This window comes from Dyella sp. LX-66 (assembly GCF_018599165.1).
Taxonomy (GTDB): Bacteria; Pseudomonadota; Gammaproteobacteria; order Xanthomonadales; family Rhodanobacteraceae; genus Dyella_D; species Dyella_D marensis.
Genome location: NZ_JAHFVJ010000012.1, coordinates 1 through 24,751 on the forward strand (window position 1 = coordinate 1; position 24,751 = coordinate 24,751).

22 protein-coding genes and 1 pseudogene are annotated in these 24,751 nt (G+C 67.4%); 14 read left to right on the forward strand and 9 right to left on the reverse strand.

Annotation, left to right across the window (positions count from 1 at the left end):
- Positions 1-177 precede the first annotated feature (177 nt).
- The 3 genes and pseudogenes from KK141_RS18855 to KK141_RS18865 all read left to right on the forward strand — a co-directional run bounded on the left by KK141_RS18855 (position 178) and on the right by KK141_RS18865 (position 3,190).
- Entirely contained in the window at positions 178-1,026 is an 849-nt protein-coding gene (locus tag KK141_RS18855; protein WP_214572655.1) for a DUF3800 domain-containing protein, read from the forward strand.
- A gap of 141 nt (positions 1,027-1,167) precedes the next feature.
- Positions 1,168-2,001: pseudogene (locus tag KK141_RS18860) on the forward strand (PA0069 family radical SAM protein); the annotation flags it as partial.
- A gap of 100 nt (positions 2,002-2,101) precedes the next feature.
- Positions 2,102-3,190: a PA0069 family radical SAM protein gene (locus KK141_RS18865; RefSeq protein ID WP_214572656.1), complete on the forward strand. Its 1,089-nt coding sequence runs from the start codon at positions 2,102-2,104 to the stop codon at positions 3,188-3,190.
- A gap of 80 nt (positions 3,191-3,270) precedes the next feature.
- Here KK141_RS18865 and KK141_RS18870 read toward each other — a convergent pair whose 3' ends face one another.
- The 6 genes from KK141_RS18870 to KK141_RS18895 all read right to left on the reverse strand — a co-directional run bounded on the left by KK141_RS18870 (position 3,271) and on the right by KK141_RS18895 (position 12,285).
- Positions 3,271-5,517 (reverse strand): S53 family peptidase, encoded by a 2,247-nt coding sequence (locus KK141_RS18870; RefSeq protein ID WP_214572657.1) that lies wholly within the window; start codon positions 5,515-5,517, stop codon positions 3,271-3,273.
- 336 nt (positions 5,518-5,853) lie between these two features.
- A complete protein-coding gene (yjjJ, locus tag KK141_RS18875) occupies positions 5,854-7,227 on the reverse strand; it encodes a type II toxin-antitoxin system HipA family toxin YjjJ (RefSeq protein WP_214572658.1) in 1,374 nt (457 codons plus the stop codon).
- 109 nt (positions 7,228-7,336) lie between these two features.
- Positions 7,337-9,367 (reverse strand): S9 family peptidase, encoded by a 2,031-nt coding sequence (locus tag KK141_RS18880; protein WP_214572659.1) that lies wholly within the window; start codon positions 9,365-9,367, stop codon positions 7,337-7,339.
- 136 nt (positions 9,368-9,503) lie between these two features.
- A complete protein-coding gene (locus tag KK141_RS18885) occupies positions 9,504-10,427 on the reverse strand; it encodes a patatin-like phospholipase family protein (RefSeq protein ID WP_214572660.1) in 924 nt (307 codons plus the stop codon).
- A gap of 89 nt (positions 10,428-10,516) precedes the next feature.
- A complete protein-coding gene (locus tag KK141_RS18890) occupies positions 10,517-11,215 on the reverse strand; it encodes a 2OG-Fe(II) oxygenase (RefSeq protein ID WP_214572661.1) in 699 nt (232 codons plus the stop codon).
- Positions 11,216-11,268: 53 nt separating this feature from the next.
- Positions 11,269-12,285, reverse strand: coding sequence for a class 1 fructose-bisphosphatase (locus KK141_RS18895; protein ID WP_214572662.1), 1,017 nt, complete (start codon positions 12,283-12,285; stop codon positions 11,269-11,271).
- Positions 12,286-12,473: 188 nt separating this feature from the next.
- On the opposite strand from KK141_RS18895, the gene KK141_RS18900 reads away from it, so the two are divergent.
- From KK141_RS18900 to KK141_RS18920, 5 genes are all read left to right on the forward strand, one after another.
- A complete protein-coding gene (locus tag KK141_RS18900; RefSeq protein WP_214572663.1) occupies positions 12,474-12,848 on the forward strand; it encodes a VOC family protein in 375 nt (124 codons plus the stop codon).
- 171 nt (positions 12,849-13,019) lie between these two features.
- On the forward strand, positions 13,020-13,631 hold the full coding sequence (locus KK141_RS18905) for a DJ-1/PfpI family protein (RefSeq protein WP_214572664.1): 612 nt from the start codon (positions 13,020-13,022) through the stop codon (positions 13,629-13,631).
- Positions 13,632-13,642: 11 nt separating this feature from the next.
- The gene (locus KK141_RS18910) at positions 13,643-13,837 is read left to right on the forward strand and encodes a hypothetical protein (protein WP_214572665.1); all 195 of its coding nucleotides are present in this window, start codon (positions 13,643-13,645) and stop codon (positions 13,835-13,837) included.
- Positions 13,834-14,238, forward strand: a complete 405-nt coding sequence (locus tag KK141_RS18915) for a GFA family protein (protein WP_214572666.1) — start codon at positions 13,834-13,836, stop codon at positions 14,236-14,238. Before KK141_RS18910 ends, KK141_RS18915 begins: the two co-directional genes overlap by 4 nt.
- Positions 14,239-14,326: 88 nt before the next feature.
- Positions 14,327-15,031, forward strand: a complete 705-nt coding sequence (locus KK141_RS18920; protein ID WP_167252842.1) for a YafY family protein — start codon at positions 14,327-14,329, stop codon at positions 15,029-15,031.
- Positions 15,032-15,128: 97 nt separating this feature from the next.
- Here the strand turns inward: KK141_RS18920 and KK141_RS18925 are convergent, their stop codons facing one another.
- Positions 15,129-16,361: a lytic murein transglycosylase gene (locus KK141_RS18925; protein WP_250901878.1), complete on the reverse strand. Its 1,233-nt coding sequence runs from the start codon at positions 16,359-16,361 to the stop codon at positions 15,129-15,131.
- 110 nt (positions 16,362-16,471) lie between these two features.
- Between KK141_RS18925 and KK141_RS18930 the strand changes: the two genes are divergently transcribed.
- The 5 genes from KK141_RS18930 to KK141_RS18950 all read left to right on the forward strand — a co-directional run bounded on the left by KK141_RS18930 (position 16,472) and on the right by KK141_RS18950 (position 21,786).
- Entirely contained in the window at positions 16,472-17,089 is a 618-nt protein-coding gene (locus tag KK141_RS18930) for a ParB/Srx family N-terminal domain-containing protein (RefSeq protein WP_214572667.1), read from the forward strand.
- Positions 17,086-18,741 (forward strand): SulP family inorganic anion transporter, encoded by a 1,656-nt coding sequence (locus KK141_RS18935; RefSeq protein ID WP_214572668.1) that lies wholly within the window; start codon positions 17,086-17,088, stop codon positions 18,739-18,741. The genes KK141_RS18930 and KK141_RS18935 overlap by 4 nt, the downstream gene beginning before the upstream one ends.
- Positions 18,738-20,519 carry a DUF885 family protein gene (locus KK141_RS18940; protein ID WP_214572669.1) on the forward strand — a complete coding sequence of 594 codons (1,782 nt, stop codon included), beginning with the start codon at positions 18,738-18,740 and terminating at the stop codon, positions 20,517-20,519. The genes KK141_RS18935 and KK141_RS18940 overlap by 4 nt, the downstream gene beginning before the upstream one ends.
- Positions 20,520-20,610: 91 nt before the next feature.
- Positions 20,611-21,006 (forward strand): MbcA/ParS/Xre antitoxin family protein, encoded by a 396-nt coding sequence (locus KK141_RS18945; protein ID WP_167252839.1) that lies wholly within the window; start codon positions 20,611-20,613, stop codon positions 21,004-21,006.
- Positions 21,007-21,087: 81 nt separating this feature from the next.
- A complete protein-coding gene (locus KK141_RS18950) occupies positions 21,088-21,786 on the forward strand; it encodes an RES family NAD+ phosphorylase (RefSeq protein ID WP_167252838.1) in 699 nt (232 codons plus the stop codon).
- A gap of 48 nt (positions 21,787-21,834) precedes the next feature.
- Here KK141_RS18950 and phhA read toward each other — a convergent pair whose 3' ends face one another.
- Positions 21,835-22,728 carry a phenylalanine 4-monooxygenase gene (gene phhA / locus KK141_RS18955; RefSeq protein ID WP_214572670.1) on the reverse strand — a complete coding sequence of 298 codons (894 nt, stop codon included), beginning with the start codon at positions 22,726-22,728 and terminating at the stop codon, positions 21,835-21,837.
- Positions 22,729-22,857: 129 nt separating this feature from the next.
- Here phhA and KK141_RS18960 point away from each other — a divergent pair, with 129 nt between their 5' ends.
- Positions 22,858-23,334, forward strand: coding sequence for an Lrp/AsnC family transcriptional regulator (locus KK141_RS18960; protein ID WP_167252836.1), 477 nt, complete (start codon positions 22,858-22,860; stop codon positions 23,332-23,334).
- Between the two features lie 86 nt (positions 23,335-23,420).
- On the opposite strand, the gene KK141_RS18965 is transcribed toward KK141_RS18960, so the two are convergent.
- On the reverse strand, positions 23,421-24,713 hold the full coding sequence (locus tag KK141_RS18965) for an MFS transporter (RefSeq protein WP_214572671.1): 1,293 nt from the start codon (positions 24,711-24,713) through the stop codon (positions 23,421-23,423).
- Positions 24,714-24,751 lie beyond the last annotated feature (38 nt).

The window sequence follows — 24,751 nt, forward strand, 5'->3', positions numbered from 1 at the left end:
ATTACATCGAGGTTTTCTACAACCGACAACGCCGACATGGACATCTGGGTGGCCTTGCGCCAATGATGTTCGAGGCGGCTAACTCAAAATCCAGCAGCTAACCGTCTACGAAAGCGGGGGCGTACCAAAGCCATTCTTTGGTTTCGCCACGATGCGGGCAATCCTTTAGGAGGAGAGTTGAAGCGAAGCGACGCACCGGAGTGGGCTTACTTGAAGTTCTTGGAGCGGCTGAAGGCATTGAATGGAGTCGCCGTGGCGGTAGCTACTGACTCATCGCTCAATAGGCAGGTCGCAGATCACCGACGATTACAGGCCAAGAAGATTCGTGACTACGTGCCAAAGATGAATCACGAGCAGGGTAAGAAAATGATCAGCGAGCTAGCGGATAGCATGATGGCGCTGTCTGACCAGAACTATGTTGAACTGCTCTGTCGTACCTACCTGGCCTGGGAGGTCGTCAAGATTTCGACCTTGTATTTCAGCCAGAGAGTTCCAGAAACTCTCGGTGCATTCTCATGGCGATTCGATCAAAAGAACCTTACACGTAACCGTTTCGAGGCTACATTTGAGGCGATCGCGCCAGCTTTTATGCAGACGATGTCGATGAGGAACGCCTTAATTCAGCTCAAAGAGGCAGATTATTCGGCGTTTGAGCGATTCAGCTGGGAGGGTGAAGAGCCCTATTGGTTGCCCCCTTTGAAGCCTGATCACGATAGGGTGAACGCAGTGAAGATCTGGCGAGAAGATCTCGACTTCGTTGACTCTAAAAAAGTGCTGGGAGTGCAGGCCGCAGACCTCATCGCGTCGGGGCTCTACGGCGTGCTGCGTGGAAATCTGCATCAGAACGACAAAGCCGCGCACCTTCTAGGGTCACTGATGACGAGCCTTGGAGGCTATATTGAGCCACTGCCGCTAATCGCACTTGGTCCAGCCGATGGTAAGCAAGAAGATTCATGGCTCAGTCGATTAACGGGCCATGTTGTAGCTGAGATCCGGCGTGCGGCGCGGCCAGTGTTAAATTCCTAAGGACTTGACCGCACCCGCGAGTCACAATAACGGCGCTTACAGCCTCGCGCTGGCCAATGGTGTGTCGAATTGGCGCTAAAGGTCTGATATAGATAGAATTGTTCGGACAATGTACAGTCGCCGCTAATTAGATATTGCTGCTGCGTGTACTGCTTCGCGCGGCCCACCCACGCCTATCTGGACCTCTCGCCTGGCCTGGACTTCGAAACCAAGCTGTTCGCCAAGACCAATGCCGCCGAACTGCTGCGCAAGGAACTGGCCAAGCCCGGCTACCGCTGTTCGTCCATCGCGCTGGGCATCAACACCGACGCCTACCAGCCGATCGAGCGCAAGTACCGCATCACGCGGCAGTGCCTGGAGATCTTCGCGGAAACCAGGCACCCCGTCGGTTTCATCACCAAGAACGCGCTGATCGAACGCGACATCGACCTGCTCGCCGCGATGGCGCGCGAGCGCCTCGTGAACGTGTACTTCTCGGTCACCACCCTGGACAACCGCCTGGCCTCGCGCATGGAACCGCGCGCCAGCGCCCCGCATGCACGGCTGCGCGCGATGAAGGCCCTGCATGAGGCCGGTGTGCCGGTAGGCGTGATGGTGGCGCCGGTAATTCCGATGATCACCGACCGCGAAATGGAAGCGATCCTGGAAGCGGCCAGGGAGCATGGCGCGCAGGCCGCCGGCTTCGTGCTGCTGCGCCTGCCGCACGAGCTGAAGACGATCTGGCGCGAATGGCTGGAACTGCATTACCCGGAGCGCGCCGGGCACGTGATGAGCCTGATGCGCCAGATGCACGGCGGCAAGGATTACGAAAGCGCCTTCGGCAGGCGCATGCGCGGCGAGGGGCCGTTCGCCCAGCTGATCGAGCAGCGCTTTGCCAAGGCTTATGCCCGGTTGGGCTTCGGCCGGCTACCGCCAACGGATGCCAGCCGTTTCGTCCCGCCCCGGCCGCCGTCGCCGCAGGGCGAGCTCTTCTAGCGGGGCATGTGTCGCGCCGAGCGAGACGCTGGCGGCGCACACTACGCGGATGGCCGCGCCGTCCGATTCCACCCCTTCCGACCCCACACCGTCCGATCCCATGCCGTCGGATCCTTGGCTGCGCGCACTCAAGGGCCGTGGTGCCGCGTCCAATCCGCAGGGGCGCTTCGAAACCATCCGCCGCCACGCCGAGGACGACGGCTGGCAACACGCCCTGCTGGTCGAAGATCAGCCGCGCCCGCAGACCGTCGTGACAGAAGAGCACGCACGCAGCGTGATCACCCGCAACGATTCGCCGGACATCGGTTTCGACCAGGCGATGAATCCCTACCGCGGCTGCGAACACGGATGCGTGTATTGCTTCGCCCGGCCTTCGCACAGCTATCTGAATCTGTCGCCGGGACTGGATTTCGAAACCAAGCTGCGCGCAAAGACCAACTTCGCCGACGTGCTGCGCGCGGAACTGGCCAAGCCCGGTTACGTGCCCAGGTCGATCAATATCGGCAGCAACACCGACGTCTATCAACCGATCGAGAAGCACCGGCAACTCACGCGTGCCGCACTGGAGGTGCTGGCCGAATGCCGGCATCCGTTCACCATCGTCACCAAGAACGCGATGATCGAGCGCGACCTGGATCTGCTCGCCCCCATGGCGCGCGATGGCCTGGTGCAGATCTTCATCTCGATCAACTCGCTGGATAACCAGCTCGCTTCCAGGCTGGAACCGCGGGCTAGCGCTCCGCATCGCCGCATCAAGGCCGTGCGCACGCTGGCCGACGCCGGCGTTCCGGTCGGCGTGCTGGTGGCGCCGATCATCCCCGCGCTCAACGACCGCGACATGGAAGCGGTGCTGGAACAAGCCGCCGACGCCGGCGCGAACAGCGCCGGCTACACGGTGCTGCGCCTGCCGCATGAATTGAAGACGCTGTTTCGCGAATGGCTGGCCCTGCACGCGCCGCAACGTGCCGAACACGTGATGAGCCTGGTGCAGCAGATGAACGGCGGCCGCGACTACGACAGCGATTTCGCCACGCGCATGCGCGGGCAGGGCGTGTTCGCCGATCTGCTGCGCAGGCGCTTCGAGGTCGCGTGCCGGAAGCATCGCTTCGGCCGCGCATGGGAACTGCAGCTCGACACGTCCCGCTTCATACCGCCGCGCAAGCCTTCGGCGCAAGGCGACCTTTTCTAGTTCGCTCCCCGGAACGCATCGAAGCGCCGGGCCATCAGGACCCGGCGCTTCGCATCTGCCATCCGCGTTGTGCTATCGCATCACCACGCGTTGACCAGGTTGTACACGTTCACGCTGCCCAGGCCGGTGGCGTAGTCCCAGCCCTTGGTCGTCGGATAGGCCACCTGCAGCTTGGCGGTTGAGGTGGACAGCACGCCGTAGGCCTGGTTCTTGTTGGCCGTGTAGCAATCGGGCGAACCGGGCTTGCACACGGTGTCGATATCGCCGCGCGTCACATCGTGGAAGATGCACAGCACGCCGCTGTCCTTGCCGTTATTGGAGTCGCACTTGGCCAGCGTCTTGGCGTCGTTGAACTGCGTGCGGGCCAGTTCGTACAGGCGCGGGTTCGGGTTGCCTTGCGCCTCGCCCAGCTTCTGGTTGATCAGCGCCTGGATGCCGGCAAACGCGGGCGATGCGAACGAGGTGCCGCCCGCGGCCTGCACGCCGCTGCCGTAGGAGCAGGTCGACTTGGTGAGGTCCTTCGGCGGAATGACGAAGATGCCGAAGATCACCTGCACGGAATCGCAGAACGGCAGCGCATGCGTGTACAGGCCATTGGCCGAGAACAAGGAGACGTCCGGCGTATCGCGCGTGGTGTTCTTGAGAATGCCGACCACGCCCTTCTGCCATGAAGGCTTGGCGTTGAGGCTGCTGGGGCCGCCGCTGCCGCCGCCCGCGGCGTTGAGGAACTTGGCGCCCTTGGTGCTGTTGCAGAAGTCCAGGCCGCTCTTGAATCCCTCGAACTTGGCCAGCACGCTGCTCGCGCAGGTGTTGTTCCAGGGCACTTCCGGCACGTACGACAGTGCCGAGCTGCCGCCGGCGCCGTTGGACAGGCCCCAGTAGTTGCTCACCGCGCCGTCGGCGAAGTCGCTGAAGTCGGTGCCGCCCACCGAGACATTGTCCGGCGAATCGCCCCAGCCGTTGTCCGCGATGCCCTGGCTGGCCACCGTCTGGCCGCGATCGCACACCGCCGCCAACTGGTCGCCGGAGGAAACGAACACCGACGCGCCTTCCGCGGCTGCCTGCTTCCACACTTCGTTGAACGCCTGGCTGGCGGTGGGGAAGCTGTTGTCGGCGGCGCAGGTGCCGTAGCTCATGCTGATGATCTGCGCGGGCGTGTCGCTGTTGACCACGTTTTGCGCGGCCAGCAGCACGCCGTTGGTCGCATTGGTGTCGTTGCAGGTGGCCAGCACGATGTCGGCGTCCGGGGCGGTGGCGCTGGCCCACTGCACGTCGATGGCCGACTCGTCCACGGCGCCGTTCAGGCCGGGGTCCTCGCAGCCGCCGGGCTGGGTGATGGTCAGCGAGCCGCCGAACTGGGACAGCCCGAACTGCTTGCGGAAGCTCAGCCAGTCGGCCGGCATCATGTCCGAGGCGCCCACCAGGGTGATGGTCTGGCCCGCACCGGTCAGCGGCGCGGTGCCCTGGCGCAGCGGCTTGATGTTGTAGATCGTGGCGAAGTCCTGCGGACCGACCAGGAACTCCTGCTGGCTGGTGGTCACCGTGAACTGCGGACGCGCGATGGCACTATCGCCGCCGGGCGTCAGTGCCAGCGAAGGCGGCACTTTGTCGTCGCGCAGCCATTGATGCGTGTTGCTGTCGAACTTCACCGCATGCGCCGCGGTGTGCAGCGGCTTGGCGGGGAAGCTGTTGAGCGAGGCGATGCCTTTGATCGCACCGGCCAGCGCCGCGGGCACCTGCGGTTCGCTGGTGTTGGCGACGTGCAGTTTGTCGCCTACCTTGAAGTAGTGGATCGAGGTATGGAACGCCTTGCTGATCTGGCTGGCGGTACCGCTCACATCGATCACCATGCGGCTGGGCTGCACCGCATTGATCTTCAATCCCTGTCCGGCCAGCCAGCCCGACACCGTGCGGATGTCCTGCTCGGATGCGCCGAAGGATTCGCCGTACTCCTGCGCGCTCAGCCAGGCGTGATAGACCGGCGAGGAGCGATCGCTCAGCCCCGCCATGTATTTGTCCAGCGCCGCCGCGCGCTCGGGCGAGCGCTTGAGCACGATCAGGACATGATCCATGGCGTAGGTGGCGGGCGCCGCACCCTTGTCGTCCGTTGCCTTGGCTTCCGGCGTCATGGTGCCGGCCAAGGTCACGCGGCGCGTGTCGTCGATGCGCTGGCCGATCAAGGCCTTCGCCACGGGCACGGTCGCCAGTGCCTGGCGCTTGGCGGTCTGCGCGCCGGTCACCGGCGCGGTGCCGATCAGGTCGGCGGCCGAGACGTTGGCAGCGAGGGTGGATGTCAATGCAAAAACGAATAACGACTTGCTGAGCATACGATCACTCTCCCAGTTGAGAGTGCCGTGCAACGCCGTCCTGCGTGCCGGCACGAAGCCCCCCTGCACGCCTCACCTGCCAGGCCATTCGTAGCCCGGCGCATCCTGTTCGTTCCGTGATGTGGCGCAGCGATCGTTCGGGCAAAGCTCTCCCATGCCTGGACGATCCACGTCCAGGTCAGCTGTCTGTGCCGATGGAAAAATGCTCGCGATGAACTGTCGTTGCCGGGCCGCCTGCGCGTATGCGTGGCGACCTCGTCTCCCATATAAACGACAGCGCGGAGAAAGACCCTACCGGAAGATCTTGCAGTGGCGGTGGCGCGGCACGCTCGCGCTTCAGGCAAAGCGTTGACGCGCGAGTTCGACCTGCTCGTGGTTGGCTGCCGCGATATCGCGGAAGGCATCGCTGATCTGCGCATGCTCGCCGACACGTTGCCAATAATCGGCTGCCCAGGCTGCGGCCAGTTGCCATGATGCGAGCACATCCGGCCGCGGCGGCCGCGCCTGCAGCGGCGCGGCGGGCAGGTTGCCGCTGGCGCCGGGGCGGTACTGCATCGGCAGCATGTCGTAGCTCGGGCACAGCGCGAGCGGCAAGCTGTCGTCGAGGAAGAACGACAGGTTGCCGTAGTGCATGTCGGTGTTGGCGATCAGCTGTCCGAACCACCACAGGCGCGTGACGTCGTCGACGGCGTCCTCGGCGAGCCAGCCTTCGCGCCGCATGCGGCTGGCCGTGTCGGGCCAGCTGTCGCGCACGCCGTCGTAGGCGTCGCTCCATGCGGCCAGCGACACCACGCCGCGCCGGCCGTGCGCGCCGATGCGGTCGAAGCGCGTCGACTCCAGGCAGAGCCTGTCGCCGGACCACACCAGCTCGGTGCGCGCGCTGGCGACGCGTTGCTCGTGCAGCAGATTCGCGGCCAGGTGTTCGCTGATCAGCAGATCCGCCCAGCGCCGGCCGACCGGATTGCCCTGCACAGGCTCGGAGAACTTCACGATCACATGCCGCGGCGAGCCGTCGGCATCGATGACGCAGGTGGTGAACTTCGGTTGTTCGCCCGCGGCCGACGAGCCGGCCTGCGGTCCGGACAAGGCACGTTCGGCGAGCTCGGCGTAGCGGATGCCGCGCTCTGCCACCGGCAAGCCGGCGGACGCTGCGCTCAAGGCCTTTTCCAGCGCCCGCTCGCCGAGCACGAACTGGCCGGGGCCGTCCTCGCCGCGCAGGAGCAGGGCGGCCAGCACGTCGTCATTGCTCCAGCGCAGGATGTCCTCGTTCAAGCCCAGCTCGGCTGCATGCGTGCGCGCAAACATGCGGCCGAGGAAGCCTTGCGGGCGCATGTCGTCCAGGAACCAGGGCAGGCCGGGAAACAGGCCCTCGCCGAATTCGCCGCGCAGCCAGGTGGGCAGCTGGCCGGTCTGCAGCAGGCAGCCGTCGTTGTGCAGGGCGATCAATGCGCCGAGGTCGCGGGCCTGTCCCTGGGCGTCGATCCGGTAGAGCGGCCAGCGGTTGCCCAGTCCGCGCACCTGCCGGGTGGCGGCGTAGCGCGAGCGCCGTGCCTGGCCGAGCCGCACCACCTGGTCCCCTGCCTGGGCGAGCAGGCGGGAGACGGTGGGCTGGCTGACGCCGAGGGTGTCGCCCAGGCTGCGGGCCGAGGTCACGCCTGCTCGCCGCAGGGCGGCGAGCAGCTGTTCAAAAAGGGTGACCTGGGCGTCCATGTTTGAATAGATACTTGAATAGATACTTTCAATCAAGTCCTATTCATATCAATTACTTAGTAAAATTTATCTGGCGATCGTGAATAGATTCACGAATAGATTTCCACTCTTACGGCGCGGCCGGCAGATACTTCTGGAACCACAGCAAGGCCCGCTGCAGCACATCGCGCTGATGTTCCGGATCCACGAAGTGGTGCCCTTCGTTCGGATAGATCACCAATGAAGTGGCCACACCCTGCGCACGCAAGGCATGCCAGAACTCCAGCGACTGCGGGGCCGGGCATTCGGCGTCGCGGTCGCCGACCACCACCAGGGTGGGGGCGGTGATCTTCTTGATGTAGTTGACTGCCGAGCTCTTCGCGTACACCGCGGGGTCGTCGTACACGGTGGCGCCGAAGTACGGCGGCATCCACTGATCGATCAGGTTCTGGCCGTAGTAGCTCTGCCAGTTGCCGATGCCGGCGCCGGCCACCACGGCCTTGAAGCGCTGGGTCTGGGTGGGCGCGAACATGCTCATGAAGCCGCCATAGCTCCAGCCGGTCAGGCCCAGGCGCTTGTCGTCCACCGGCAGGCGTTTTTCGATGGCGTCGATGCCGGTCAGGGTGTCGTTGAGGTCGCCATAGCCGAAGTCCTTGCGGTTGGCCTGCACGAAGGCCTCGCCCTGGCCGAAGCTGCCGCGCGGATTGGGCAGGAACACGAAATAGCCCAGCGCGCCGAACGGGATGCCGCCGTAGCCGACCCGCGGCCAGTGCGAGATCAGCGCGCTGGCCGGACCGCCGTGGACGTTCACCACCATCGGATAGGTCTTGGCCGGGTCGTAGCCGGCCGGATAGATCAGCCAGCCCTGCATGCGGCGGCCGTCGTGCTCCCATTCCACCGACTCGGCCTTGCCCCAGGTCGGCTTGTTGTCGGCATTGATGTGCGTGACGGCGGGCGGCGGCGTCTGCCCGAGCGGGCCGGCGTGGACTTCCGGCGCGGCGTCGAACGAATGCTGCACGAAGGCGAGGCGCGCCTGGTCCTTCGACAGCGAGAGCGCCATGGACGCGCTGCCATCGGTAATCGTGGCGGGCAGGGTGAATAGCACGCGCTCTTGCGTCGCGGCGGTAGCGGTCACCGTGTAGTCCGCCACCTGGCTCTGTCCGCCGGCGACCTGGCTGACCAGCATGTGCCCGGCGTCCTTCCAGGCCAGCCACACGGGCGTGACGTGAATGCCAGGCGTGAGATTGACGGGTTCGCCGCCGCTGGCCGCCACGCTGTAGATATCGCCGCCGGTGGCGCCCTGGTCGCTCATCAGGCCGCCGATAAAGGCGATGCGCTGGCCGTCCGGCGACCAGGTCGGCAGGGCCAGCTGCAGGCCGTGCAGGCTGCCGCGCGTGGCGGCGGGGTCCACCGCCACGTGAGCCGCGGCGCCGGGCTGCGCGTCCTGCACCAGCAGCTTGGCGATCCACCAGTTGTTGTCGCCCGGCGGCGGCGCGGCGACGAAGGCGATGCGCTGCGCATCCGGCGACCACGAGAACTCGTACACATGGCTGCCGGCGGACGTGAGCAGGCGCGGCGTGCCGCCCTCCGCGGCCACCATGGCGACGCGCTGCACCTCGACGCCATCCACGCCGATCTCGCCCTCGGCCGGCTTGGCCGCTTCCAGCGCGCTGGAGCGGCGCGTGCCGTTTTCCACATAGAGGAAGCCCAGCGCCTTGCCGTCCGGCGCCCAGCTCAGGTCCTGCGCCGGGCCCTTGAGCACCGACAGTTTCTTCAGGCCCTTCGGATCGCCGGCGTCGGCGACGAACAGGTCCTTGTGCTTGTCGCTGTTGCCGCAATCGGCGAAGAACGCCAGGTGCCGCGAGTCCGGCGCCCAGGCGATATCGCTCTGGCTGCAACTGCCCGGCTGGATCGACGTGACCGGATGCGCATCGCTGCCGTCGGCCTTGGCCACTTCCACCATCGGCTTGCCCTTGGTGCGCACCACCCAGGCCAGCCGCTGGCCGTCGGGCGAGAGCTGCACCATCTGGATCGGCCGCGTCCTGCCCAGCTCGGCGAGCACGTGCTCGATGCGCGGATCGACGCCCGCCTGATCGGCGAACGCCAGCGGCGAGACCGCCAGGGCGAGGGCGGTGGGAAGCCAACGGAGCGCGTGGCGCATGGGATTCTCGGCGGGGCTGGGGGAAGCCACGCAAGCTAGCAGCCCACCCCGGCCCGGACTACCCAGCTACCGGCTCTGCCGGCGATCCGGCGTGCTGGTTACAATCCGCGGCCCTCTCCCCGCGAACGGCGCCGGCTCAGTGCGTCGCCACCGCCGGCGCGGCCGGCGCCTTGCGCGCCGCTTCGAGCGTGGCGAGCTTCGCCTTGATCGCCGGCATGGCCGCCATCGCGGCGCGCTCGCCTTCCAGGATGGCCTGGTTCTTCTGCTCGAAATCGGTGGCGCCGATCTGGTTGACCTTGGGGCGGATCACCACGTCGGCGCGCGCCAGCTCCTGCTCGCCGAGCTTCTGGCCCATGATGCTGATCGACTGGCCGACCACGCCGAGCATGCCCTGCGGATTGGAGCCGTCGGCCTTGCTGGAGATATCCACCGCGATCACCAGGTCCGCGCCGAGCTGGCGCGTGGCGTCCACCGGCACCGGGCTGACCACGCCGCCGTCCACGTAATGCTTGCCGCTGATCTCCACCGGCTCGAACACGCCGGGGATGCTGCTGGAAGCGCGCACCGCCTGCCCGGTATTGCCGCGCACGAAGACCGTGCGGCGGCCTTCCTCCAGCTGGGTGGAGACGGCGGCGAACGGCAGTTTGAGCTTCTCGATCGGGCGGTTGCCGACCAGCTGGTTCACGTAGTCCTGCAGCTTCTGGCCCTGCACCAGGCCGCGCGAGAAGAACTGCATGTCGCGGATCTTGGCCTCGTCCAGGTTGAAGGCCTGCTCCTGCAGCTGGAACGGGTCCATGCCGCTGGCGTACAGCGCGCCGACCACGCTGCCGGCGCTAGTGCCGGCCACCACGTCGGGATGGATGCCGTTGGCTTCCAGCATCTTGATCACGCCGATATGCGCAAAGCCCTTGGCCGCGCCGCCGCCTAAGGCCAGGCCGATGCGCAGCTTGGGCAGCACCACGGCGGGCGGCGGGGCCGGCGTCGGCTTGGGCTTGCCGCCGAAGCAGGCGGTGAGGGCGAGGGCGGACAGCAGCAGGACGAGGCGGGCGGGGCGGCGCATGGAATCGGTGGCGAGTGGTCGGATGGCGGGCGAGTGTAAGGCCGGATCGGGGCGGCGCGCGGCGCGGCTGCGGCGCCGCCCGGGACGGCTCAGCCGCCGTATAGCTTTTCGGCGCGCTGGAACAGCACCCAGCTGGTGGCGATGTACTTGTCGCCGCCGCGCGGCCGATTGCCGCGATGGGTATGGGTGAACGCGGCCGGCGCCAGCAGCAGGCTGCCGGTGCGCGGCGCGACCTTGCGGTCCTGGTGCAGGAATTCGGTCTCGCCCTCGGCGAAGCCATCGTTGAGGTAGATCGTCCACAGCAGGTGGCGGTGCAGGGTCTGCGCGGTGGCATCGCGCGGAAACAGCTCGCAATGCCAGTACGGATAGCCGCCGCTGCCGGCGCGGTAGCGCTGCAGGTTGATCGAGCCGGGCACGAACACCTGCCGCGCCAGGGCGCCGAGCGCGGCGTCGTCCATGGCCGCCACGTCCGCCTCGCCCAGGCGGCGGTGTTCGCCGGTGGCGGGGTCCGGCACCTGCAGCATCAGCGGCGCGATCAGCGTGTACGGATAACGCCGCAGATAGGCCACCAGGCCTTCGAGCATGGCCAGGTTCAAGGCCGTTTCCGCATCGCGCCACTGCGGCTGGCCGCTGATGGTGATGTCGTGGCTGCGCTTGAGTTCCGGATACACGCCGCCGCCGACCTGGCCCGGCACCGCGTCGCCGCTGTGCTCGAAGCGCTCGATCAGCGCGGCGCAGTGTTCCGGCGCCAGCGCGCCGTGGAAGACCTCGATGAAATCGCCCGGCATGTCCCCTTCCTTGCGAGGCGGGCCGTCGCGCGACGGCCCGCTGAAGCGACGCCTCAGCCTTGCGCGCCGTCGGCTTCCCGGTGGTAGTGCGTGGCCAGCTCGATCTCTTTCTTCGAGCCGAGGAACACCGGCACGCGCTGGTGCAGGCCGGTGGGCTGCAGTTCCATGATGCGCTCGCGCCCGGTGGTGGCCGCGCCGCCGGCCTGCTCGACGATGAAGGCCATCGGGTTGGCCTCGTACATCAGGCGCAGCTTGCCGCCCTTGGCCTTGATCTTGGCGTCCAGCGGATAGAAGAACACGCCGCCGCGGGTCACGATGCGGTGCACGTCGGCCACCATCGAGGCCACCCAGCGCATGTTGAAGTCCTTCGCGCGCGGGCCTTCCTTGCCGGCCAGCAGCTCGCCGACGTAGCGCTGCATCGGTGCTTCCCAGTGGCGCTGGTTGGACATGTTGATGGCGAACTCCGCGGTCTCTTCCGGGATGCGGATGTCGCGGCGGCTCAGGGTGAAGCTGCCCACCTCGCGGTCCAGGGTGAACTCGTGGGTGCCGTGGCCGAAGGTCAGCACCATCAGCGTGGCCGGGCCGTAGACCACGTAGCCGGCGGCCAGCTGCTCGGTGCCGGGCTGCTGGAAGTGCTCGGCGGTGGGTTCGCTGATGCCGTCGGGGCAGCGCAGGATCGAGAAGATCGTGCCGACCGACACGTTGATGTCGATGTTCGACGAACCATCCAGCGGATCGAACAGCAGCAGATGGTTGCCCTTCGGGTACATGTCGGGGATCGGCTGCGGGTCTTCCATCTCTTCCGAGGCGCAGGCGGCGAGCTGGCCGCCCCAGGCGTTGGCTTCGAGCAGGATCTCGTTGGAGATCACGTCCAGCTTCTTCTGCGCCTCGCCCTGCACGTTGTCGCTGCCGGCATTGCCCAGCACGCCGCCCAGGGCGCCCTTGCCGGTGGCCACCGAGATGCGCTTGCAGGCGCGGGCGACCACTTCGATCAGCAGGGACAGTTCGGCGTTGATGCGGCCGGCGCGGCGTTCCTCGATCAGGAACTGGATGAGCGAAACGGGCTTCATGGCGGGTCCGTAACGAAAGGGAACGCGCATTGTCCGGGCAGTTGCTGAACCGCGCCAGCCGGAAAACGACCCGGCGTCTTCACCGTTCCGTCATCGCCGGCCGCGAGGGGCTGCTGACAACACGTTGGCAGCAGGGGGTCCCCAAACTGCGCTCCACGCATCGAGACCCCCACAAGGAACCCAAGGCCATGCTCAACCCCGTCGTCACCAACTGGTTCGAAATCCCGGTCCGCCAGATGGACCGCGCCATCCGCTTCTACGACGCCTCGCTGGGCACGGCGCTGCGCAGCGAACTGTTCGGCGGCATGGAGCTGGCCGTGTTCCCCTACGACGCCGACCAGCACGTCACCGGCGCGCTGATGCGCCTGGACGAGTGCGAGCCGTCCATGCACGGCAGCACGGTGTACCTGAGCGTGGCCGACGTGGCGCAGACCCTGGCCAAGGTGGAAGCGGCCGGCGGCGCGGTGATCGTGCCGCGCACGGTACTGCCGGAAGGCAAGGGCGCATTCGCGCAATTCCGGGACAGCGAGGGCAACCGGGTGGGCCTATGGTCCCGGCAGTGACCTGAAGCCCACTCCCCCGCCGCCGGCAAGGGCCGGGCGGCGGGCGGGTGAGGCGGCGCGATGTCGTGGCGCGCCGCCTTCATTCGTCATTACCAGGAAGGTCCTCGTCATCCGGAGCCCGCCATCCCCGCGCGGCGCTCCGGCCAGGTATCGATCAGGAGGGAACTGACAATGCGTGACACCGTGTATTTCCTGGCTTTCGACGGCTATGCCGACTGGGAAGCCGCGCTCGCCCTGTGCGAGATCCGCCGCCCCGGCGACTGGCGCATCGTGACGGTGGGCTTCTCTGCCCGGCCGGTCACTTCGATGGGCGGACTGTGCGTCACGCCCGAGCTGACCCTGGACCGGATCGACCTGTCCCGCGCGGCGTTGCTGATTCTTCCCGGCGGCCACCTGTGGCAGCGCGGCGAAGGGCAGGAAGCCGTGGATGCGGCCGAGCGCGTGCACGCCGCCGGCGGCACCGTCGCGGCGATCAGCAGCGCGGTGTTGGCGCTGGCGCGCCACGGCCTGATGGCGCGCAGCCGCCACACCGGCAATCTCACCGGCTTCGTCGGCGGCTACGGGGCTGTCTATGACGGCTCGGAGAAGTACGACCCCGATGCGCTAGCCGTCAGCGACGGCGGCTTCATCACCGCCAGCAGCCTGGGCAGCGTGGAGCTGGCGCGCGAGGTGATCCGCACGCTGGATCTCTACAGCGGCAGCGACCGCGAACACTGGTACCGCCTGTTCAAGCATGCCGTGCCGCCGCCCTGGTATGCGGGCGAGCGCGCGGTCACCGTCTGAGGCTTATCGCCATGAAGCACCCCGATCCGATCAACCGCGCACTGATGGCTTACCGGCCGCTGTTCCTCAGCGGCCTGTCGCTGGACGGGCAGTACCGTCCGTCGCCGAAGCCCGCCAGGCGCAAACCGCAACCGGCCAGCGGCCTTGCCGCGACCTTGGCCATCGCCGCCGCCGCGTGGCACGCCATCCGAGGAAACGCCCGATGAGCAAGACCTATCACGGCAGCTGCCACTGCGGCCGCGTGCGCTACGAAGCCGACATCGACCTGTCGACCGGCACCGGCAAGTGCAATTGCTCGATCTGCTGGAAGCTGCGCTTCTGGGGCGCCACGGTGAAGCCCGAGGCGTTCCGCCTGAGCAGTGGCGAAAGCGAGCTGGCCGACTACCAGTTCAACACCAACAGCTGCCACCACATGTTCTGCACGCATTGCGGTGCGCATCCGTTCGGGCATGGCTATATCGAGGAAGTGGGCGGGGCCTTCTATACGGTGAACCTCGCCTGCCTCGACGACGTCCAGCCGCAGGAGCTGGCCGAAGCGCCGGTGCGCTACTTCGACGGCCGCCACAACAACTGGATGGAAACGCCGGCGGAGACGCGCCACCTGTGAACGCGGCCGCGGCCAGTATCGGCACGGGCGCGCCGCGCCGTGACATCCGGCGCTGGCCGCCGCCGCACGCCTCGGCGATCATGCACGGATGCGCCGCGCCGACCGCCTGTTCCTCATCATCCACGCCTTGCGCGGGCGCCGTACGGCGCTGCCGGCGCGGCACCTGGCCGACACGCTCGGCGTCTCGCTGCGCACCGTCTACCGCGACGTGGCCGACCTGCAGCTCTCGGGCGTGCCGATCGAAGGCGAGGCCGGCGTCGGCTACGTGCTGCGCAAGGGCTCGGACATCCCGCCGCTGATGTTCACCGCCGAAGAACTCGAATCGCTGGTGGTCGGTACGCGCTTCGTGCGCGCCTTCGCGGGCGAGAAGCTGGCTGCGGGGGCGCAGGCGGCGCTGCTGAAGATCGAGGCGGTGCTGCCGCCGGAGCTGCGCGAGCGAGCGGCGCGCACGCGCATCTATGCGCCGATCTGGCGCGACGCCGGACGCGTCGCCTTCGCCGCCATGATCGACCGCCTCAACAGCGCCATCAGCGACAGCCAGGTGCTGTGCCTGGACTATGCCGACGAAGCCGGCCGCACCAGCACGCGCGAAGTCGAGCCGCTGTGCCTGGCCTTCTGGGGCGGCAAGTGGACCCTGGGCACCTGGTGCCGCCTGCGCGAAGGCTTCCGCAATTTCCGCCCCGACCGCATCGCCGACTGCCGCACTACCGGCGAGCGCTTCGCGCCCCAGCCGGGGCGCGATCTGGATGCTTATCTCGAAGCCATGCGCGGCTATTACGAAGGGATGGGCTGATCGTAGGTTGGGGTGAGCCGCAGGCGAACCCCAACATCGCGATGCGCTTGGAAGTGACGGTGTTGGGGTTCGCCTGCGGCTCACCCCAACCTACGTGTCAGGGCGACTGCCGCAGCGCCTTGAGAATGCGCTGCCCCGGACGTCCGTCGTCCACCGGCAGTCCGCGCTTGCGCTGCTCCTCCTGGATCGCCTGGCGCGTCTTGTCGCCGACCATGCCGTCGACGGTGCCGATGTCGTAGCCGCGGTTGATCAGCAGCTGCTGGATCTCGCGCCGTTCCGCGCGCGAGGTGCCGGGATCGTCGGTGGGCCAGGACGCCACCATGCCGGGCTTGCCGCGCAGGCGGTCCGACAGCAGGGCAATCGCCAGGGTGTAGTTGATCGACGCGTTGTACGCGTAGATCGCATCGAAGTTGCGCAAGGTCAGGAACGCCGGACCCTGCGCACCGGCCGGCAGCACCAGGCCCGCCGGCTCGTCGCCGCCGGGCAGGGGCGAGCCATCGACCAGGCGCACGCCCTGCGCGCTCCAGTAGCTGAGCGGCCGCTTGGCCGTGCGCCCGTTGATCTTGCTGTCGAAGTTCGCCGGCAGCTTCACCTCGTAGCCCCACGGCTGCCCGGCCTGCCAATGCGACATCTGCAGGTAATGCGCGGTGGAACCCAGCGCATCCGGCACGCTGGCGATCAGGTCGCGATGGCCGTCGCCGTCGAAATCCACCGCCACGCGTTCGAAGGTGGACGGCATGAACTGCGTATGCCCGAACGCACCGGCCCAGGAACCCTTGAACTCGTCCGCGCCGATATCGCCGCTCTGCACGATGCGCAGCGCGGCGAAGAACTCGCCGCGGAAATACTCCTGCCGCCGCCCCATGCACGAGAGCGTGGCCAGCGACTGCAGCAGCGGCTTCTGGCCGAACTGCTGGCCGTAGTTGCTCTCCACGCCCCACACGGCCACCACGGTGGCGGGATCCACGCCGTAGGTCTGCTGCGCACGCGAGAGCACCGCCGACCATTGCTGCATGCGCGCCTTGCCATCGTCCACGCGCTCCTGGTCGACCAGGGCCGAGAGGTAATCCCACACCGGGATCACGAACTCCGGCTGGCGGTTGAGCGAGTCGATCACCGTGGTGTCGGCCACCAGGTCGCGCGTGTAGCGCTGGTAGGTGTCGGCCTGCACGCGCGCCTGCACCGCCTTGGGCGCCAGCCCGGCCAGGCAGCGCGCGAAGTCGTCCTGGGCCTGGGCGAAGGAGACGGCGGGCAGGGCCAGCGCGAGCACCAGCGGAGCGAAGCGAATGGCGGAGCGGGATGCGGGCATGGCGTGGCCGTCGGGCTGCATGGGGGACACCCAGCCTAACCCAGCCGCCGGCGCAGGAAGCTGTGGCCGGCTTGGGCTACTCTCGGCGCGCTGCGGTATGCCCCCGTCCGCCAGCCCTTGAGGAACTGTCCATGTCCGAGCCGCATGTACGCCATCCCTTGCTGACTGTCGCGCCCGACAAGCTGCGGCCCACCCAGGTCACCGTCGGCAAGGCCGAAGTGGCCGAGAAGCGCGGCATCTGGCGCAGCCTGGGCAAGAAGAAGCGCAAGGAGCTGATCGACGCGCACTGGTTTCCCGGCGTGCTGGGGCCGAAGAACAAGGTCTATATCGTCGACCACCATCACCTGGGCTTGGCCTTGCTCGAAGAAGGCGTGAAAAGCGTGCCGGTGATGGTGCAGCGGGATTTCTCCTGGCTGGAGCCTGACGTGTTCTGGCGCACCATGGAATTCAACCGCTGGGCGCATCCCTACGACGCGGTGGGACAGCGCATCGCCTACGACGCGATCCCCGCCAGCCTGGACAAACTCGTCGACGATCCCTACCGCACCCTGGCCGCGCGCCTGCGCCAGGCCGGTGGTTACTCGAAGGACGCCACGCCGTACGCCGAATTCCTGTGGGCGGATTTCTACCGCCGCCGCGTGAAGCTGGCCGGCGGCAAGATCAGCAAGCGCGTGGTCGACGAAGCGCTGCTGCACGCGCATACGCATGACGCGGCCTATCTGCCCGGCTGGACGGGTGTGATCGGGTGAACGCCGACGCGGCGGCCGCCAAGGCGGCGCCAGGCTTCACCGTCGATCTGCTCGCCGGGCTGGCGATTGCCGGCCTGCTGCTGCCCGAGGCCGTCGCCTATGCGGGCATCGCGGGACTCCCTCCGCAAGCGGGCGTGATGGCGCTGTTCGCCGGCCTGGTCTGCTATGGCCTGCTGGGGCGCAGCCGCTATGCCATCGTCTCGGCCACCTCTTCGTCCGCGGCGGTGCTCGCCGCCGGCACGCTGGCGCTGGAAGGCGGCGATCCGTCCTCGCGCGCGGCCATCGTGGCGGGGTTGGTGGTGCTTACGGGCCTGTGCTTTCTGCTGGCCGGCGCGCTGCGGCTGGGCGGTCTGTCGCATCTGATCGCGCGGCCGGTGCTGCGCGGCTACACCTTCGGCCTGGCCTGCGTGATCGCGCTCAAGCAGCTGCCGACCTTGCTGGGCGTGCCGGCGCTGCATGGCGATTTCGTGCCGGTGCTGCTGGTCCATCTGTTCGGCGATCTCGGCGGCATCAAGCCCGCGGCGCTCGGCATGGGCGCCGTTGCGCTGCTGTTGCTGTTTCTGTGCGAGCGCCTGCGCCGCCTGCCGGGCAGCCTGCTGGCGATCGCGCTGGGCATTGCCGCGTCGGGCTGGCTGGCGCGGCATGGCGTGGCCCTGGTCGGCGCGATGCAGCTGGCGCCGCAATGGGCCTGGCCGCGCTGGCCGGCGAGCGGGCAATGGCTGCCCAGCGTGGAGTTGGCGGCGGCGCTGCTGTTGATCCTGTACGCGGAGTCGTACGGTTCGATCCGCAACTTCGCGCTGAAGCATGGCGATGCGGTGAATCTCAACCGCGACCTGGCCGTGCTCGGCGCGGCCAATGTGGTGGCGGGCCTGCTGCACGGCATGCCGGTCGGCGCGGGTTATTCGGCCACCTCGGCGAACGAAGCGGCCGGTGCGCGCTCGCGCCTGGCTGGCCTGGTGGCGGCGGGCGGCGTGCTGCTGATGGTGCTGTTCCTGCTGCCGTGGATCGAACGCATTCCGATGCCGGTGCTGGCGGCCATCGTGATCCACGCGGTGAGCAAGTCGCTGCGCCTGTCCGCCTTCAGCCCCTACCTGCGCTGGCATCGCGACCGCCTGGTGGCGCTGGCGGCGGTGTTGGCGGTGTTGTCGCTGGGTATTCTCAACGGTCTGCTGTTCGCCATCGCCTTCAGCCTGATCATGTTGCTGCGCCGCCTGGCCACGCCGCGGCTGAGCGTGCTGGGGCGGCTGGACGGCGGGCACGATTTCGTCGACGTGGCGGCGCACACGCAGGCGCGCGAAATGCCGGGCGTGCTGATCGTGCGGCCGGAAGAACCGCTGTTCTTCGCCAATGCCGAGGCCGTGTTCGCGCAGGTGCGCCAGCGCGTCACCGAGCGCACGCCGCTGCGCGAGGTGGTGCTGAGCCTGGAGGAATCGCCCGACCTGGACGGCACCGTGCTGGAATCGCTGGGCGATTTCGTCGCCTGGCTGGATGCGCGCGGCATCGCGCTGCGCGTGGCCCGTTTGAAGGATCATGCGCGCAGCGCGCTGCAACGCATGGCGCTGCCCCAGCTTCCTTCACAGGCGCTGGATTACTGGAGCGTGGAGGATGCCGTGCTGGCTGCCGCGCCGGAAGCAAAGGAAATCAGAGAGTGAACAATCCCCATCGCATCACCTGGCTGGCGCTGGCCGCGCTGACACTGGCCGCGCCCGCCTGGGCGGATGACGCCGCCGCGCGTTTCCACCGCATCTACGAGCAGGAATGGGCCTGGCGCAACGGCCAGGCCGGCATCAACAACGCCGGCGAGGCGCAGCCGAGCAATGCGCGGCTGGACGACGTCGACGCCGCCAGCCAGCAGCGCCGGCTCGACGTCTGGAAGAAGACGCTGGCCGACCTCGACGCGATCGACCCGAAGCAGCTCGGCGCCGAGGACAAGGTCAACTACGCCGTGTACCGCACGCAGATCCAGAACATGCTCGCGGGCCAGCAGTACAAGCAGTGGCAGATGCCGTTCAACAGCGACTCGGCGTTCTGGAGCGACCTGGGCTACGTGCTCAACGCCGACGAACTGCGCACGCCGCAGGACTATCGCCGCTATCTGGATCACCTGGGCCAGGTGCCGGCCTACTTCGCGCAACAGATCGCCAACATGCGCGATGGGCTCGACCGCGGCTTCACCGTGCCGCGCGCGGTGCTGGACGGGCGCGATGCCTCGATCGTGGCGGTGTCGGACCTGAAAGACCCGACCCAGAGCAGCTTCTACAAGCCGTTCGAACAGATGCCGGCCAGCGTCTCCGCCGAGGAGGCCGCGCGCATGCGCGAGGAAGCGAAGCAGGCGATCGCGCAGAAGGTGATCCCCGCCTACGCCACGCTGCTGAAGTTCTTCCGCGAGGAATACGTGCCCCGCGCGCGCACCACGCTCGCCGCCGAAGCCATGCCGGACGGCAAGGCCTGGTACCGCCAGCAGATCATCGAATACACCACGCTGGACCTGGACCCCGGCGCCATCCACCAGGTGGGCCTGGAGCAGGTGGCGAAGATCCATGCGCAGATGGTCAAGACCATGCAGGAAAGCGGCTTCAAGGGCAGCTTTCCCCAGTTCCTGAAGTTCCTGCGCACGGATCCACAGTTCCACGCCAAGACACCCGAGGAACTGCTGATGCGCAGCGCCTGGGTGGCCAAGCAGGTGGACGGCCAGCTCGGCAAGCTGTTCGGCCGCCTGCCGCGCCAGCGCTTCGCCATCGTGCCGGTGGCGCCGGATATCGCGCCGTACTACACCTCCGGTCGCGGCGGCGCGAGCGCTTATCTGGTGAACACCTACGACCTGCCGTCGCGCCCGCTGTACAACGTGGCCGCGTTGACCCTGCACGAATCGGCGCCCGGCCATTCGCTGCAGCTGGCGCTGGCCGCCGAGCAGAAAGGCCAGCCGGCGTTCCGCCGCCAGGGCTATATCTCGGCCTACGGCGAGGGCTGGGGCCTGTACTCGGAATATCTCGGCAACGAGATGGGCATCTACAAGACGCCTTACGACCGCTTCGGCTATCTCACCTACCAGATGTGGCGCGCCTGCCGCCTGGTGGTGGACACCGGCATCCACCACATGGGCTGGACCCGCCAGCAGGCGATCGACTACCTCACCGACAACACCGCGCTGTCCGCACGCGAGATCGCCAACGAAGTGGACCGCTACATCAGCTGGCCGGGGCAGGCGCTGTCCTACGAGCTGGGTTATCTGAAGATTCTGGAGCTGCGCCGCAAGGCCGAGCAGGCGCTGGGCACCCGCTTCGACATCCGCCATTTCCACGACACGGTGCTGGAGATCGGCTCGGTGCCGTTGCCGGTTTTGGAGCAGCGCATCGACCGCTTTATCGACGAGGGCGGGCCGGAGCCGGTATTCGGCTGCGATTGCGCGAAGGATGGCGGCAAGTCCTGAACCACGCCGCCGGACCGGCCTCTGGGCCGCCAGTGGCGTGAACTACACATATGGAGTAGACTGCACGTCAACTTCACATGGAGAGTAGACAATGGCGGCCCACCTCCAGCCCGAATTCGTCGCGGCTACCGAGCTTGGCGGCCCGGCCTTGCGCGCTTTCTTCAAGCTGGCCGAGCAGTGGGAGCTGCGCATCAGCGATCAGCGCCGGCTGCTCGGCGATCCGCCGGAGTCGACTTTCTACAAATGGAAACGCCAGCAGGAAGGCAGCCTGGGCCGCGACGTGCTCGAGCGCATCAGTTATCTGCTGGGCATCTACAAGGACCTGCAGATTCTCTTTCCCGACACCAAGCAGGCCGACGCCTGGGTGCGCAAGCCGAACGCGGCGCCGCTGTTCGGCGGCGGCTCGGCGCTGGACCGCATGCTTTCCGGCAACGTGGCTGACCTGTACGTGGTGCGCCAGTACCTGGACGCGCAGCGCGGCTGGTGACCGGCGCGGCACGCGTCGCAGTCGGCGATACCCCGGGACCGCATACTGGCGAGTCCTGGGCACAGTGAAGAACTTTCCGTCATGGCAGACACCCCGCCCCTGAAACGCATCCGCTGGAGCCAGGCCTTCCGCATCGTGCCGAGCCGGTTTCCGCCGGTCAGCGTGTACGACCGCATTGCCGACGCGGCCGACCTCGAAGCGCTGTTCTCCATCGAGGCGCTGACCAATCCGCGCATCCGCGACGAACTCGGCGTGCTGCCGCTGGTGCCGCAGGATCGTCGCGTCAGTGGCCCCGGCACCACGCCGGTGATGGCGGCGTTCACTCATCTGAATCCCGACGGCAGCCGTTTTTCCGATGGCAGCTGGGGCGTGTTCTACGCCGGGCGCAGCCTGATCACCGCGGTGGAGGAAACCGTCTACCACCGCGAGCGCTTCCTCGCCGCCACCGCGGAGCCCGCGTGCGACGTGGAGATGCGCTGCTACCGCACCAGCGTGCAGGCCAAGCTGCACGACCTGCGCGGCGGCTGGCCGGCCGAGCACGACCCGGACAGCTACGTGGCCAGCGTAAAGCTGGCGCGCCGGCTGCGCGCGGACGGTTCCGACGGCATCGTGTACGACAGCGTGCGCCATGCCGGCGGCGAGTGCATCGCGGTGTTCTATCCGGACTGCGTGGCGCCGTGCGTGCAGGCGGAGCATCTGCGCTATTGCTGGGATGGGACGCGCATCGCCAAGGTGCTGGCGGTGAGTGAGCTCAAGCGCGGCAAGAAATCGGTGCAATAAAAAAGGCCCGCAGATGCGGGCCTTTTCATATGCGGCATCGACGCGGACTCAGGTGTCGGCGTCGGTCGCAAAGCCTTCGCGCGTGCCGCGGTTGAACACGCGGTCGCTGTCGAGCACGTCGGCGGCGGCGTGCGGCTGGTGCGTCTTCAGGTCCGCGTAGATCGGCGTGAAGTCCGGGCGCGTCGCATCGAACAGCTGCTCGAAGCTGTCGATCACGAAGTAGGTCTGCTGGTAGGTGTCGATGCGGTAGCGCGTATTCATCACGCGCTCCAGGCCGAAGCCGATGCGATTCGGCGCGGCGGCATCCAGGCAGTAGATCGACTCGCCCTTGGAGCTGACGATGCCGGCGCCGTAGATGCGCATGCCTTCGCCGGTATTGATCAGGCCGAACTCCACCGTGTACCAGTACAGGCGGGTCAGGTTCATCAGCGCTTCCGGACCGATGCCGAAGGCCTTCATGCCGCCGCGGCCATAGGCCTGCATGTAGTCGGCGAACACCGGATTGAGCAGCAGGGGCACGTGGCCGAACAGGTCGTGGAACAGGTCCGGCTCGCTCAGGTAGTCGAGCTGGTCGGGGCGGCGGATCCACCAGCTGACCGGGAAGCGGCGGTTGGCCAGGTGGTCGAAGAACACTTCGTCCGGCAGCAGGCCTTCCACGGCCACCAGCTCCCAGCCAGTGGTTTCGCCCAGCACCTGGTTGAGGTCGGCAAACTTCGGAATGCCGTTCTCGCCCATGCCGAAACGTTCGATGCCGTCGAGGAATTCCTGGCAGGCGCGGCCTTTCAGCAGCTCGCGCTGGCGGCGGTACAGGGTGTTCCAGACCTCGTGGTCGGTCTGGCTGTAGTTGGCCCAGGGCTGCTCGACCACGCCGGTGGCATACACCGGCACATAACCGCGGTCGGTCTGCTGGTGTTCGACTTTGCGTGGCGTGCTGTGGTCCATGGCGGGCCTCCGGGTAGAAGGACAACAGGATACGGCGGAGGGCGCGCATGAAGGTTGTTTTGTTGCAGGATGTGACGCTAAAAGCGCAATAATCATGCGTCACGACGTTATCTAGCCGGAGCATCTTGCATGGCCACCCTGGACCGCACCGACCTGCGCATGCTCGCCGTCCTGCAGAGCGAGGGCCGCATCACCAACGCCGAGCTGGCCGAGCGGGTGAACCTGTCGCCCTCCGCCTGCCTGCGCCGCCTGCAGCGGCTGGAGGCCGAGGGCGTGCTCACCGGCTACAGCGCCCAGGTCGACCCGGAGGCGGTGGGCCTGGGGCTGCAGGCCTTCGTGCGCGTGCAGCTGGCCAAGCACGAAGGCGAGGCGATCGAGCGCTTCGTGCGCAACGTCAACGAGTGGGACGAGATCGTGGCCTGCTACGCGCTGACCGGCGACATGGACTACCTGATGCACGTCTATGTCGCCGACCTGCAGCACTTCTCGCGCTTCCTGCTCGATCGCCTGCTCAATGCCTCCGGCGTGGCCGACGTGAACTCCAGCTTCGTGCTGCGCACGGTGAAGCGCTCGGCGGCGCTGCCTTTGTCGCAGCTCGAATCGTAGGTTGGGGTGAGCGCAGCGAACCCCAACGTTGTGACGCGCCTGAAGGTCTGTTGGGGTTCGCCTTTGGCTCACCCCAACCTACGCCTTTACGCCGCCTCGCCGGCCAGTGCCGGCAGCTCGCCGCGATCGCGGCGGCGGCCGATGCGCAGGGCCAGGAAGGCCGCCACCACGCCCGCGGCGCCGGCGATCACGAACGGCGTCATATAGCTGCCCAGCTGCACGCGCAGCACGCCGGCCATGAAGGCGGCGGTGGCGGCGCCGACCTGGTGGCCGGCCACCACCCAGCCGAACACGATCGGTGCATCGCGCTCGCCGAAGGCGTCGGTGGTCAGGCGCAGGGTGGGCGGCACGGTGGCGATCCAGTCCAGGCCGTAGAACACGCCGAACAGCGACAGGCTGTAGAACGAGAAATCGGAATACGGCAGATACATCAGCGACAGCCCGCGCAGCCCGTAATAGACGAACAGCAGCTTGCGCGGATCGAAGCGGTCGGTGAGCCAGCCCGAGGCCGTGGTGCCGACCAGGTCGAAGATGCCCATCATCGCCAGCAGGCCGGCCGCGCGTACTTCCGGGATGCCGTGGTCGCCGCACAGCGCAATGAAGTGCGTGCCGATCAACCCGTTGGTGGTGAAGCCGCACACGAAGAAGGTGGCGAACAGCAGCCAGAACGTGCCGTTGCGGGTGGCGTTGCGCAGCACGCCCAGGGTCATGGCAAACAGGTTGCCGGTCGCAGCGCCGGTATCGACCGGCTCGTCCGCCGCGGCGCCGTAGCGGCGCAAGCCGATATCCGACGGGCGTTCCGGCAGCAGCCACCAGGCCAGCGGGATCAGCACCGCGGAAACGGCGGCAATGGTCAGCACCACGGCCTGCCAGCCGAAGTACTCGGCAATCGCCGCCAGCCCGGGCAGGAAGATCAAGGTGCCGGTGGCGGTGCTGGCGGTGAGCAGGCCCATCATCAGTCCGCGATGGCTGCTGAACCAGCGGCCGACCACGGTGGCGCCCATCACCACCGCCACGCAGCCGGTGCCGGCGCCGGACAGCACGCCCCAGGTGGCCACCAATTGCCAGGGCTGGCTCATCAGCGCGCTGGAGGCGGCGGCCAGGGTCATCACCGACAGCGCCACCAGCAGCACACGGCGGATGCCGAAACGCTGCATCAGCGCCGCGGCGAACGGACCCATCAGGCCGTACAGCAGGATGCCGACCGCGGCGGCCGAGGAAATGCTGTCCCGGCTCCAGCCGAAGGCGCGGCCCAGCGGCAGCATCAGCACGCCCGGCGTGGCACGCATACCGGCCGATGCGAGCAGGGCCAGGAAGACCACGGCGACGACGACGAAGGCGTAGTTTTGGCCGAAGGGCCGGTGGCGTTGTATAGTCATGTTACCGATCGGTACGGGATGGGAGCGCAGAGTACGTA